Here is a 12,046-nt window from a genome sequence, read left to right on the forward strand (position 1 = left end):
TAGTCAATCTTTTTGAGTGAGAGCTAACACTCCATCGGGTAAAATCGCAACAATAAGGAGTCACACTATGGCGAGAGTATTGATAATCGGCAGCGGCGGTGCGGGATTGGTGAGCGCATTGTCGGCATGTGAAGCGGGTGCAGAAGTTGTTGTTGCATCAAAAACACTTCCGACACGTTCCCAAACCTCTATGGCGCAGGGGGGGATGAACGCCGTCTTGAACAGCGATGACTGTATTAGCGATCATATAGAAGACACGCTTCGCTCAAGTGCGGGTCTAGGAGATGAAGAACGGATAGCTTTGCTATGTGAAAAAGCGCCCGAGGCTGTCCGTTGGTGCAACAGTATAGGTCTTCCGTTCAGCCGTGATGAGGGGGGAGAAATCGCACGCAGACGACTGGGCGGTGCATCGGCACCACGAGCTTGTTATGCGCAAGACTATACGGGTCTTAAACTGCTTCATACCCTCTACGATCAATGCCTAAAAGCAGGGATTGAATTTAAAAACGAGCGTTTTTTGCTCAACCTGATTGTCGATGAAACCGCTAACCGTGTATTGGGGGCAACGTTTTTACATATCGAAACGGGAGAAGTAGAAGAGATACGTGCCGATTCGGTGATACTTGCGACGGGCGGATACGGTGCATTGTACGGAAAGCACTCGACGAATTCGGTGCAGGCCACAGGAGATGGATTAGCGGCGGCCGTACGTGCGGGGGCAAAACTCGCCGATATGGAATTTATCCAGTTCCACCCTACGGCACTGAAAGGCTCCTCTATTTTGATTTCTGAGAGTGCACGGGGGGCGGGCGGATATTTAGTCGATGCCCAGGGAGACCGATTTACCGATGAACTGGCTCCCCGCGATGTTGTTGCCCGCGCAATCCATGATGAAATAAACAAAAGTGGTGCTGTTTATCTCGATATCCGCCATTTGGGAGAACATTTTGTCGATCATGAACTTCCCCAAGAGCGGAAATTGGCCAAAATCTATGAGGGGATCGATCCGGTGAACGAGCTTATTCCGATCAAGCCTGCCGCCCACTACAGCATGGGGGGGATCGAAGTCAACGCCGCATGTATGAGCAGTGTTAGCGGTTTGTTTGCTGTCGGAGAGTGTGCCAATCATAAAACCCACGGTGCTAACCGTTTGGGTGGAAATTCACTGTTGGAACTTGTCGTTTACGGACGTGAGTGCGGTAAAAATGCAACCGAATATGGAGATAAATCCCCTGCTCCTGCATGCGAAAATCCACAGTTAGCCAAAGATACCAATTTTGTCCGCGGAGTGATGTATTTTACCAACCAGATCGATTTTTACCAAAAACAGGAGATGCTTGCTAACATCTTCTATAACAACGTCGGTTTGGTACGTGATGATATGGGGCTCAAAGCGGTTCTTGGGGCGATTCGTCAGATGCAAAAAGAGTTGCCGTTTATGGGACCGCGTGACAAGTCCAAAATTTGCAATACCAATTTAGTCGAGTTTATTGAATTCGGGAATAAGATTGAGTTAGCGGAGATTATCGTCGTGAGCGCGATCAGCCGTGTCGAGAGTCGAGGAGCGCATTATCGGATCGATGCACCACAGAGAAACGACCGAATGTTCGGAGCTCACACAATTACATGGAAAGAGGATGGAGTGCTATGCGCCGATTTTATACAATGAACCAAGATATAGATGATGATTTTGACGATGACGAAGAAGAGTATGAGAAAGAGTGGTGCGACTGATGAATATTTCAATACTACGATCTCATAACGATGAAGAACAAACTTATAACGTCGAGTTAGAAAATGTCACGCTCCTGACTCTTCTCAATCATATCAAAACCAAAATCGATCCAACACTGACCTATTCGCATGGGTGCCGAAGCGGAGTATGCGGCAGCTGTGCCGTTCGTGTAAACGGTCGCGAGCAGCTGATGTGTGAGTACAAAGCTCAAGACGGTGATACCGTGGAACCTGTCCGCAATACCCGTGTGATTCGGGATTTGGTGGTTGATTCGAGTAGGGTTGAACGTTTTAATCGTGCCGGGATGGCATGGAGCGAATCGTCCAAAGAGATGAACGTGAGTGCCGAAGAGATGGAGCGGATTGAGACGCAAAGCGATTGTATTTTGTGTACATCATGTTTTAGTGCCTGTCCGGTGTATGCCGCTAATCCTGATTTTATCGGCCCGTTTGCTCTTACTCGTGTATGGCGTTATGTGAATGATCCCAGAGAGACTAACAGTGATGCGAAAATGGAAGCGATCCAAACTAACGGCATTTGGGATTGTACCCTCTGTGGAGCGTGTGTTCCCGTTTGTCCTCAAGCGATTGCTCCGATGCAGGATATTCGAATGTTACGAACCAAAAGCGGTATGTTGGGCTATCCTGATCCGACGATGAATTTTGGAGGAGGTTTTGATTTTGGAGGATGGAACTTTTAGCCCTTGTCATTCCGTGCCACGACACGGAATCCAAAAATAATAGATACCGTATCAAGTACGGTATGACGAGTACAATAAACTTTGTCTAGAATCTAAAAACAATGTGTTATACTAACTGTTATAAAAACTAACAGGATTTTGTATGGCATCTGAACACTCTCTCGATATTTCCGCAAAAATCGATCTTCAAGCCTTTAAAGACGCGATTGCCCAAGCTGAAAAAGAGGTTATAGGCCGTTATGATTTCAAAGGGGTTACCTATGAGATCAACTACCGTGAAAAAGAAAAACAACTTATTCTTCTTGCTTCCAGCGATAACAAACTCGACGCGCTTAAAGATATTGTCGTCGCCAAACTGATCAAGCGAGGTCTCTCCTCCAAAGCGCTGAATGAACTCAAAACGGAAGATGCAAGCGGCGGGAGCCGCAAGGCAACCTATAAAATCGTCGACACCATCGATGCAAAAGAGGCGAAAAAAATTCAGGCAGAAATCAAAAATTTAAAAACAAAAGCCTCCGTCGCGATCGAAGGGGAGCATATCCGCGTCAAGTCCAAACAGATTGATGAACTCCAAAAGATCATTGCTGCAATCAAGGCATTGGAGTGGGAAGCGCCGCTCGTGTTTGATAATTTCCGCTAAGGTTTTGTAATGAGCAAAAAACGGTATAAACCGATCGACAAGCGGCTCATAACCGAGGGGGCTCAGATCGATTTTAACCTTTTTTTGACGAATGAAACCAAAACGGAAATGAGCCTTTTTTTGCAAAGTGATACGGCCGTTGATGGCAATGCTAAGGTCAAGCTCCGTGAAGTTGAGACGCTCTATATCCGTGAAGAAGAAGAGGAACGTTATAACGCGTATGTGACGCGTCATCTCCAAAGCATTGCACAAAACAAAGATATCCCCACCGAACAAAAAGCACGGCTGGTCTATGAAAAAGCGACTGAAGTGATTGATGCGATGTTTAAAAATCCTGAATCGCTCGAAAATGTCAAAAATGCACAGCCGGTGGTTGATAATTTTATCGATATTATTTTGCACGATTATAATGCCGTTGAATCGTTGATGAAGATTACGGCACACGATTTTTATACCCATACCCATTCCATTAACGTCAGTATTTATACCCTGAGTCTGGGGTCATATCTTGGTATAAAGGGAAGAGAATTGGAGGTTTTGGGGATGGCGGCGATTTTGCATGATTTAGGGAAAAGTAAAATCGATTACGACATTATCAATAAAAACGGGAAACTCACGGACGAGGAGTTTTCCCAGATGAAGGATCATCCGGCGTTGGGACATGAGATAGCCTTGATCCTGGGGATTACCGATGAACGTATTTTAAGCGGTATCCGCCATCATCATGAAAAAATGGAGGGGGGCGGTTATCCCGATAATATTAGGGGGGAAGAAATCAGTCAATTTGCCCGTATTATCGGCGTGTGTGATGTGTTTGACGCCCTCTCTACCAAACGTTCCTATAAAGACCCCATGAGTTCTTATGAATCATTGCATCTGATGAAACAGCAGATGAGGGGACATTTGGACATGGAAATGGTGGATGCGTTTATTAAGATGTTACGAAAACAAGAGCAAGGAAAATCATGAAAAAAATGACGATCGCTGATGCGGCTGAATATTTCAAAGTATCCAAAGAGGCGATCCATAACCGTATCCGACGCGGCAGTCTGGATTGTATTGTTGAAAACGGGGTGAAATACGTTGCCGTTGAATCGGCGAAAAATAACACTGCGGCTAACACGGTGGGTGATAACCGTTATACCCAATACATCGAACAAGAGAATGAACGGCTCCGTGAAAAAGTGGATACACTCGAAAAAGAGACGACCCGTTTGCGTGATCAACGCGAACAGATGCTGATTGATGAGAAGATCAAAGTCGAACAGATCTATAAAGAAAGGGATGCGCAGCTGCGCAGCGTCTTGCATGTCGTCGCGACGAAATTTCTCTCTCATGTCAATGCCGATACGGTAATACAGGAGGGGCTGGGAGGCGATGCTATCAATGCAGATGTTGTCGATATCGAAATCGATGAATGGATTTCGCTCAAATCATTTTTAAAACTCAAACGGATCAAAGATAAAGAAAAGAAAAAAATTAAAAGCCGTTTCGCAGAGGCCGCAGAGAATGATGACGAACGCCTTAGCGTCCGCGACGGAAAGATTTTCTTGAATCCCTCTCATTATGCTTACTCGGACTTATTGCGTTTTTAATCCCTTGTTTGGCCCGATTGAGATTATTGAAACAACTTTGACAAATAGCAAACTCACTCTGCGGCGCTAACGGTTTTCCGCAGGTTTTGCATCGTGGGACAAAATGGCTTTGTTGGAGGGAATTTTCGATAAAACGGTTCAGTTCTCCCCGAAACATGCGTGCTTTTTCCGCATCCACAAAAAATTCCCCCATCCGATACGATAGCCACAGATAGAGACTGATCTCTTTTATCCGGTCTTCCGCCTCTTGGAGCTCTTCCATAGAGAGGGCATGATTGCCCAAACGCTGCGGAGGAATGTAGGCGATCGGTTTTTTTTGCTCGAGGGCCCGAACGTAGCGCTCGAAGGCCGCCATCACGAGGGGTGACGAGGTCGAGAGGGGTGCGGTGGCAAGGGTGTATTTGGTCCGCATATCGAGATCGTAATGATCGACGATGGCGGAGGCTTCCTGCATCGATTCGAGATTTGCGGCGCGGAAAGGGCCTTCAAATTTCATATTTTGGACAAAAAAATCGACGATGTTGGAGAGAGATTTCTCTTCCAAAATGTTAGAAACGAGCATGATGTGATCGAAATTTGCCATGACGTTAAACGGCAGAGTGATCGGCTCTATATTTTTTGTAAAGAGGGTAGAAATCGTTTTGAGTACGTCATTGGTGAGGGCTCCGACATACCCTTTTTCACTCAATCCGTAACGTCCCGCCCGTCCGGAAATCTGCCGTACCTCGGTAGCGGTAAGATTGCGCTGGTTTTGTCCGTCGAATTTGTCGGCCTTGGAGAAGAGGAGTGTTTTGATCGGGAGGTTCAGCCCCATACTGATTGCATCGGTCGCGACAAGGATATCGGTTTCCCCTTCGCGGAAACGGCGCGCCTCTTCACGGCGTACTTCGGGGCTGAGGTTGCCGTAGATGACGCTGGTACGGTAGGTTTTGGAGAGCTGTTGTTTCAACCGCAGGGCGTTGGAACGGGTGAACGCGATGACGGCTGTTTTCGGTTCGATCGCATCGATCGGGGTAGGGGATTTGAGCAGTTCCAGAGGATTTTTCCGCTCAAATTCGACAATCTCCAACGGTTCGCCCAAATATTCCGCGAGAGCAACAACCGCTTCACGGGCATTGGGGGATCCCGTCATAATAACGGTTTTGGCCGGGGCTCCGATGATGGCATTCGCCCACGCCCATCCGCGGTCACGGTCATCGATCATCTGCACCTCATCGATGACACAGCAATCGACTTCCGTCTCGAAATTCAGCATCTCGATGGTGGAACTGATATGGGTTGCATCTTCATCGAGGAGCTGCTCTTCTCCGGTAATCAGCGAAGCACTGACCCCCTCGTCGCGGAGGCTCTCGTACCCCTCTAACGCTAACAGACGCAACGGGGCGAGATAATATCCCGTCCCCGCCTTTTTCAACTGCTGAAACGCCGTGTAGGTTTTGCCGCTGTTCGTGGGACCTGTGTGAAAAATGAGGCGGCGGCGCAAGGAACGGGCAAGGGGAAAGAGGTTTTTAAAATCGCGCACCGTTCGGGCCAGGAGGGCCTGACGTTGACGTTTGAGCAATTCGCCGGCAATGCGCTGATCAAAGGCGAACAGCACCCGCCGTGACGTTTTAGAACTGATGTGCGGAGTGAGGGAGAGATAGGGGAGGAGTAACTCATAAACGATACCGTAAAGGAGTTCTTCACTCATCTCCAGCAGTTTGGCACGGGTCCGGCACTCATTCACCAAATGGTTCAGCTCCTCTAAAAATGCCCTCTCTTCATGGATACTTTGCTCCTCTACCATTGCGGTAATGGTGAGTTCTTCTTCGTTCCAGATCTGGCGGCTTAGCTCTGTGGCATCCAGATGAAGGGAAAGAGTATATTCAAGTGGGAGACCTCGGTGGGGGAGATGGAGTTGTTTGTCAATCTCGATCATCAGATCTTCCGTCCCGATAGAGGTGAGCGGCGTATGAAGATGATGCGCTAAAACCTCTCTGAGGATGTCGGGGCTGAGGGTTCCATAGGTTTGTATAGAGGGAGGGGCACTTTTGAGAGAGGAAACCATTTGTTCTTGCGTCAAATAACGATGGGACGTGAGATTGAGGGAAGATAAAAACAGGTTTGTTTGCTTTTGTTTTTGTGTTGTTAGTGTTGTTTTAAGCTCTGTTATTTCAGGAATCAAAACGTCCAATGTCTCTTCATGGAGCCGTTTTTCGTTCATTGGAGCTGTTTTGAGGACATGAATTTTGGTAAAGGTTTCGGTCCCTATATGATAGGTGATCGGGGCATAATATTCTAAGGTATCGTCAAAATTAAATTTCCCCTCCAGCGCTTTTTCGAGTGCTTCGCGTTTACGGGTATAGCGGATATGCTCCAGTTTCCCGGCAATCTTTTCGGGGGTTATTTTACGGGTACGTATGTCGATAAAGGAGGCATGGAGCGCTCTGCGCTCTTCCGGGGTGATCTCAAAAGCCTCTAAGAGCTCATCTATCTTTTCTTCACGCTCATGCGGTTTTTCTTTGGGCTTGGGATTGGGATAGATTTTCCCCTCATTTTTAAAAAATGCGACAATCATTTCACGATTATCACTCTCACCTTCCGACCACAAACGTCGGAACATTTTAATTAAAGCCGTTTTGTCAGTGCTTCCGCTAAATACCCCTAAGGTATGGGCGAGAGCGATCAGCGATTCGGTAGGGACCCGCTCTATCCCCTCGTCAAATCCTTCATCGCCGAAAAAATGGCGGATGGATTGATTGAGTTTGATCATTTTTTTCTTTTTCTTTGCCATAGTGTAAGTGTAGCCTAAAATCCTAAGGCTAAAGCCTTTATAGCTTTGATAAACTCTCATGAAATAACAGATGGGGAAAGCAGATGATCGATTTGAGCGTCGATGAATGGACTCAAGAAGAGTTTTTGCGAAACAAACAAACCTTAGAAACCCAAGGGATCAGGGTCCTCTTGATTGATACGATTCTCAATCCTATCGACGGTACTGAGACGACCCTTTATGCTCCGCCGCTTCTTAAGAAAGAACCGGAGGGGAGTGTGTTCGTCTTTTACTGCGACACGGGTAAATCATCCAAAGAGCGGCTGAAGGAATTTAGAACCAAATTTCCGGATCACGTGTGTATCAGCTTACGGGGAGGGCGAGGGTATTGGCGCAAGAATTTTCGGATATAACAGCAGCGTTTGCGGCTTATGCGTGTTCGATCCATGAGGAGCGTTTTTATGATGCCCATGAGGATTTGGAGCAGCTGTGGTTCCCTCGTCGTTTTGAGGATAACGATGAGGTAAAACTTTGGAAAGGGTTTATCAATGCGGCGGTGAGTTTTGAGCTGATCAAGCGGGGGCGTCCAAGCCCTTCTGAGGTTGCATGGAAAACCTATCTCAAATATCGTCCGCTTTTAGAGTCGCTTGTTACTCCCCATAAAGAACTCTACGGTAAAATGATGGAATTGATAGAAAAAAAACATCAAGTATTGTTTTTCCCGTCATTCCCGTGAAAACGGGAATCCAGCTGCTTTTGGGGATGGATCCCTGATCAAGTCGGGGATGACAATGCATCCAAAGGAATATACTATGTCCGAGTTCTTAAAAGCAATGGCATTTCGTCATGCGTGCAAACAGTTTGATACCGAAAAACAGATTCCGGCGGAGGAGTTTGAATCGCTTTTGGAAGTCGCCCGTACTTCACCCTCTTCATTTGGAATGGAGCCGTGGAGGCTTATGGTCATCCGTAAACCGGCTCTGCGTAAAGCACTCAAAAGTGCGTGTTGGAATCAAAACCAGATTACCGAATGTTCGGAGTTGGTCATTTTTACCACCGATAACGATACGGTTCGCAGCGGCACGCCGTATGTACGGAAGATGTTCGAACGTCGCGGACTCCCTGCCGAAGCGGTTGATACTTATATGGGTGTGTACAAAAACTATCTTGAACCGATCGAGTGCGATGAGGTACTGCTGGAGAACTGGACGGCGAAACAGTGTTATATTGCTATGGCCAACATGATGACCTATGCGGCGACACTGAAAATCGACAGTTGTCCGATTGAGGGGTTTGATAAAGAATCGGTAGAAGCGATCTTGGATCTCGAATACGGTCATAGTGTAGCCGTGATCTGCGCGTTTGGGTATCGTGTGAACGCTCAAAGTGAGCAAAAACGACTCGATATGAAACAGATTGTTGAATACCGCTAAGGAATAGCCAAATGTTCAGTAAAATCGAACACGTCGAAGATAAAGTAGTCCACTACAGTGATATTGTATTGGAGTATGCAACCGAATACGGGTTGAAAATTCTCGGTGCTCTTCTCATCTTTTTTATCGGAAAATGGGTAGCCCGTAAAGTTGTCACCTTGATGGGTGCAGGTATGGCGCGCGCTCATGTTGATTCAACATTGATTTCGTTTGCAAGCAATGCGCTGTATGTTGCGCTGATTGTGATTGTGATCGTGGCAGCCATAAGTAATATCGGGGTTGAGACGACCTCATTTATCGCCGTCTTCGGTGCGGCAGGGCTAGCCATCGGATTGGCGCTCAAAGATACCCTTGCCAACGTGGGTGCTGCAGTCCTTATTATCTTTTTTCGTCCGTTTAAAGTAGGGGATTTTATTGAAGCATCAGGGGTGATGGGGAATGTCAAATCGATCAATCTTTTTTCAACAACCCTCACAACCGCCGACAACCGCTCCATTATCATCCCCAACGGAGCGCTGATCGCCGGTAATATTATCAATTACACGGGAAATCATACGCGGCGTATCGATATGGCTTTCGTCATTGATTATAAAGATGATCTGAAAGTGGCCAAAGAGGTTGTCAAGAATGTACTTCAAACCCATGCAAAAGTGCTTAACGATCCTGAACCGATTGTTGCGGTGGGTGCATTGGAACGCGATGGGGTTCAGTTGATCGCACGCCCATGGGTCGCTGTAGACGATTATTGGAATGTTATGTTTGAGATCACCGAATCGGTAAAACTTGAATTTGACAAGCACAAAATAACGGTTCCCTTTCCGCAGATGGATTTGCATGTCAAAAGAGGGGAACTATGATCCAAAAAGGGTTTCTTCCCTCTTTGTTTTTAGGTGTCACGTTGATGGGGCATGAATCACCACTTATAACCCAAAGCAAGATTTTGTATATTGATACCAAAAGAAGTACCGATATTCCATTGATTGCTTTTGAGGGTGTCGCAAAAAAACAATGGGATGAACATGCGTTAGGTATCAATGTCAATTTGTGCAAATCAACCGACAGCGAGAAGATGTCCAAAGATAAATGGTCGAGTGAGTTGAGTTATAACTACAAAATCGGTTCTCGGACGTGTATAAACTATTTGGTGGGCTATAAAGAGGATCGTTTTATCGGATTGGATTATCAGCTTTACAGCAAACCGGAGATTGGAGTGAAGGCGATTGACTCTGCTGAGCATCAACTCGATTTCAAAGCCAATCTTCTGTATGGGGAAAATAAATCTGAAAATGGTCCAAGTGATAGTTATTCTTCGAGCAGAGTCGGCGCAATTTATCGTTGGCAGGTAAAAGATAATTTGAAATTTACGCAAGAATCGTTTTATCGAGTTAATTTGGAAAATACGCAGTACAATTATTTTAACAGTAAAATTGCAATGGAAACAAAAATCACTCCAATCCTCTCGATGGGGATAAGCTACAAAGTCGATTATATGAATATTCCTTTGTCTCCATCGACAATCGATCGAACATTTTTAGTCTCGTTGATTGCTAAAAGATTTTAGTGCTTTTTAGTGACCCAAAATGCCACTGCTGCACCCAGCGCTGCAACCGCCCCTCCGATAAATAAAAAGGTCGGAGTGTACTGATACAGTGCCCCCGCCCCGATCGCCCCCACAAATCCCCCAAGGCCGTACGAGATACCAAAGAAAAACTGCTGAGAGAGACGGCGACGTGCGCTGTAAAGCTCAAAAAGCATCGCAATAGCGGCCGTATGAAACAGGGCAAAACTGAAAGCATGGAGGCTCTGAGAGGCAAAAAGGAGCGGTGTAGAGTCAGGGAAAAAGGCGACAATCAGCCAACGCAAGGCTGTGATGAATGCCGTAACCTGAAGGAGGCGTAACAAATTGCCCCGCAGCAGCGGTCCTTGAAAGTAGAACATCACTATTTCGGCGATAACGCCGAAGCTCCAAAGCCATACCGTGGTGTTCAAAGAGATGCCGTGATCGGTCGTATAGATGGTAAAAAAGTTGTAAAAAGGGCCGAAACTCACCTGCATCAGGAAAAATCCGATCCACAAAGGGATATGGTCTCGAATAGAAAAGAAACACAGGTTATCGGTTGCACCGCATTCGTTTGAAGCGACTCCGTGCTGGCGCAGTGCGATCAATGCCCCAAAGAGAAGGGTAGTAAGAGCCATGGAAATTAAAAAGGAGATTCCGATGTAGGGGGTGGTGAGAAATTCGACCAGTACGAGCGAAACGGCAATAAAACCGAGTGAACCGAACATCCGGATCCGCCCGTACCGCTCCCGCCCGATCTGCTCCAGCGAAATGACCTCAATGTAGGGGAGAATCAGGGAAATCCCGATTCCAAAGAGTATATTGACGATGAGCAGAGGCCAAAAATATTCCAAGGCACTGTAAAAACCGATGGCGCTAAGTCCCATAAGGGCCAGGGCGGCAAAAAAGGTTTTTTGATTTAGCCGGAATCCTCTCAGAAACAAAAACGGTATGGCAAACCGCACCAGCGGGGCGGAGGCAAAAATAATGCCGATGTCGAGCGGATTGTAACCCACTTCAGAAAGAATTTTGGGGACGAAAATGATGTGGACCCCGATTAGGGCAAAATAGAAAAAATAAAAAGAGGCAATTAAAACAGCCACGTTAGGGGACGCGGATAACGGCAGTGCCGCTGATGAGATCATGGAGGGTCCGTTTGTCTTTGCGGAATAAGCCGATAAAAAAACCAACCAAGGTAATAAGAGAGAAAAAATAACCGATAAAACGCAAGGTTAGCTTCCAATAAGGGGCACTCCCCAGCGTAGCGGCATCCACGACGCGGATATGGGCGAGTTTTTTCCCCGGCGTTTGACCGCTTCGATGCCATAGCCCTACATACGTTATGAAAAATAGGACCATTTGCAGGATCGATGCGATCGGATTGGGGGGATTGGTATGGGCTTTGGGATCGTTCACGAGGACATCCAACCCGCTTGCCGTGTGCATCTGATCGTATCCAAAGAGCATCATCATCAGCAAGGATATGGGTAAGCCGATCATGAAGATGTCCGTTACAAAACCAAGAGCACGCGGCCCAAAAGGGGCAAATAAGGTTTTTGGTTTAGTCGATAAAATTTGGTGCTGTTTTTTTGTTTTTAGGGTTCGCCATCGCATAAGCAATTGTAACGAAGTG

13 protein-coding genes are annotated in these 12,046 nt (G+C 46.6%); 10 read left to right on the forward strand and 3 right to left on the reverse strand.

The window, feature by feature from the left end; genetic code table 11:
• Positions 1–67 precede the first annotated feature (67 nt).
• The 5 genes from WB308_RS08940 (at position 68) to WB308_RS08960 (ending at position 4,670) form a co-directional block, all read left to right on the forward strand.
• The gene (locus tag WB308_RS08940) at positions 68–1,669 is read left to right on the forward strand and encodes an FAD-dependent oxidoreductase (protein ID WP_424190909.1); all 1,602 of its coding nucleotides are present in this window, start codon (positions 68–70) and stop codon (positions 1,667–1,669) included.
• 64 nt (positions 1,670–1,733) lie between these two features.
• Complete coding sequence (locus WB308_RS08945; protein ID WP_424190910.1) at positions 1,734–2,435, forward strand: succinate dehydrogenase/fumarate reductase iron-sulfur subunit; 702 nt, start codon at positions 1,734–1,736, stop codon at positions 2,433–2,435.
• 142 nt (positions 2,436–2,577) lie between these two features.
• Positions 2,578–3,075 carry a YajQ family cyclic di-GMP-binding protein gene (locus WB308_RS08950; protein WP_424190911.1) on the forward strand — a complete coding sequence of 166 codons (498 nt, stop codon included), beginning with the start codon at positions 2,578–2,580 and terminating at the stop codon, positions 3,073–3,075.
• A 9-nt stretch (positions 3,076–3,084) separates the two neighbouring features.
• Positions 3,085–4,044, forward strand: coding sequence for an HD-GYP domain-containing protein (locus WB308_RS08955; RefSeq protein WP_424190912.1), 960 nt, complete (start codon positions 3,085–3,087; stop codon positions 4,042–4,044).
• Complete coding sequence (locus WB308_RS08960; RefSeq protein WP_424190913.1) at positions 4,041–4,670, forward strand: DNA-binding protein; 630 nt, start codon at positions 4,041–4,043, stop codon at positions 4,668–4,670. The genes WB308_RS08955 and WB308_RS08960 overlap by 4 nt, the downstream gene beginning before the upstream one ends.
• Here the strand turns inward: WB308_RS08960 and WB308_RS08965 are convergent.
• Positions 4,600–7,443, reverse strand: a complete 2,844-nt coding sequence (locus tag WB308_RS08965; RefSeq protein ID WP_424190914.1) for a helicase-related protein — start codon at positions 7,441–7,443, stop codon at positions 4,600–4,602. The two genes, WB308_RS08960 and WB308_RS08965, sit on opposite strands and share 71 nt — an antisense overlap.
• An 83-nt stretch (positions 7,444–7,526) precedes the next feature.
• On the opposite strand from WB308_RS08965, the gene WB308_RS08970 reads away from it, so the two are divergent.
• The 5 genes from WB308_RS08970 to WB308_RS08990 all read left to right on the forward strand — a co-directional run bounded on the left by WB308_RS08970 (position 7,527) and on the right by WB308_RS08990 (position 10,416).
• Entirely contained in the window at positions 7,527–7,835 is a 309-nt protein-coding gene (locus WB308_RS08970; protein ID WP_424190915.1) for a hypothetical protein, read from the forward strand.
• Complete coding sequence (locus WB308_RS08975) at positions 7,811–8,158, forward strand: DUF309 domain-containing protein (RefSeq protein ID WP_424190916.1); 348 nt, start codon at positions 7,811–7,813, stop codon at positions 8,156–8,158. Before WB308_RS08970 ends, WB308_RS08975 begins: the two co-directional genes overlap by 25 nt.
• Before the next feature lie 76 nt (positions 8,159–8,234).
• On the forward strand, positions 8,235–8,855 hold the full coding sequence (locus WB308_RS08980; RefSeq protein WP_424190917.1) for an NAD(P)H-dependent oxidoreductase: 621 nt from the start codon (positions 8,235–8,237) through the stop codon (positions 8,853–8,855).
• A gap of 11 nt (positions 8,856–8,866) precedes the next feature.
• Entirely contained in the window at positions 8,867–9,712 is an 846-nt protein-coding gene (locus WB308_RS08985) for a mechanosensitive ion channel family protein (protein ID WP_424190918.1), read from the forward strand.
• Positions 9,709–10,416, forward strand: a complete 708-nt coding sequence (locus tag WB308_RS08990) for a DUF481 domain-containing protein (RefSeq protein ID WP_424190919.1) — start codon at positions 9,709–9,711, stop codon at positions 10,414–10,416. Before WB308_RS08985 ends, WB308_RS08990 begins: the two co-directional genes overlap by 4 nt.
• Here WB308_RS08990 and WB308_RS08995 read toward each other — a convergent pair.
• Together WB308_RS08995 and WB308_RS09000 are read right to left on the reverse strand one after the other, a co-directional pair.
• Positions 10,413–11,558 (reverse strand): MFS transporter, encoded by a 1,146-nt coding sequence (locus WB308_RS08995; RefSeq protein WP_424190920.1) that lies wholly within the window; start codon positions 11,556–11,558, stop codon positions 10,413–10,415. The two genes, WB308_RS08990 and WB308_RS08995, sit on opposite strands and share 4 nt — an antisense overlap.
• Entirely contained in the window at positions 11,518–11,913 is a 396-nt protein-coding gene (locus tag WB308_RS09000) for an RDD family protein (protein ID WP_424190921.1), read from the reverse strand. Before WB308_RS09000 ends, WB308_RS08995 begins: the two co-directional genes overlap by 41 nt.
• Positions 11,914–12,046: the final 133 nt, after the last annotated feature.

This window comes from Sulfuricurvum sp., assembly GCF_049587615.1.
Classification (GTDB): Bacteria; Campylobacterota; Campylobacteria; order Campylobacterales; family Sulfurimonadaceae; genus Sulfuricurvum.

Coding starts and splice junctions, on each gene's coding strand:
- WB308_RS08965 (WP_424190914.1), bottom strand. CDS start 7,443: ATGGCAAAGAAAAAGAAAAAAATGATCAAACTCAATCAATCCATCCGC.
- WB308_RS08970 (WP_424190915.1), top strand. CDS start 7,527: ATGATCGATTTGAGCGTCGATGAATGGACTCAAGAAGAGTTTTTGCGA.
- WB308_RS08940 (WP_424190909.1), top strand. CDS start 68: ATGGCGAGAGTATTGATAATCGGCAGCGGCGGTGCGGGATTGGTGAGC.
- WB308_RS08950 (WP_424190911.1), top strand. CDS start 2,578: ATGGCATCTGAACACTCTCTCGATATTTCCGCAAAAATCGATCTTCAA.
- WB308_RS08990 (WP_424190919.1), top strand. CDS start 9,709: ATGATCCAAAAAGGGTTTCTTCCCTCTTTGTTTTTAGGTGTCACGTTG.
- WB308_RS08985 (WP_424190918.1), top strand. CDS start 8,867: ATGTTCAGTAAAATCGAACACGTCGAAGATAAAGTAGTCCACTACAGT.
- WB308_RS08945 (WP_424190910.1), top strand. CDS start 1,734: ATGAATATTTCAATACTACGATCTCATAACGATGAAGAACAAACTTAT.
- WB308_RS08955 (WP_424190912.1), top strand. CDS start 3,085: ATGAGCAAAAAACGGTATAAACCGATCGACAAGCGGCTCATAACCGAG.
- WB308_RS08995 (WP_424190920.1), bottom strand. CDS start 11,558: ATGATCTCATCAGCGGCACTGCCGTTATCCGCGTCCCCTAACGTGGCT.
- WB308_RS09000 (WP_424190921.1), bottom strand. CDS start 11,913: ATGATCGGCTTACCCATATCCTTGCTGATGATGATGCTCTTTGGATAC.
- WB308_RS08960 (WP_424190913.1), top strand. CDS start 4,041: ATGAAAAAAATGACGATCGCTGATGCGGCTGAATATTTCAAAGTATCC.
- WB308_RS08980 (WP_424190917.1), top strand. CDS start 8,235: ATGTCCGAGTTCTTAAAAGCAATGGCATTTCGTCATGCGTGCAAACAG.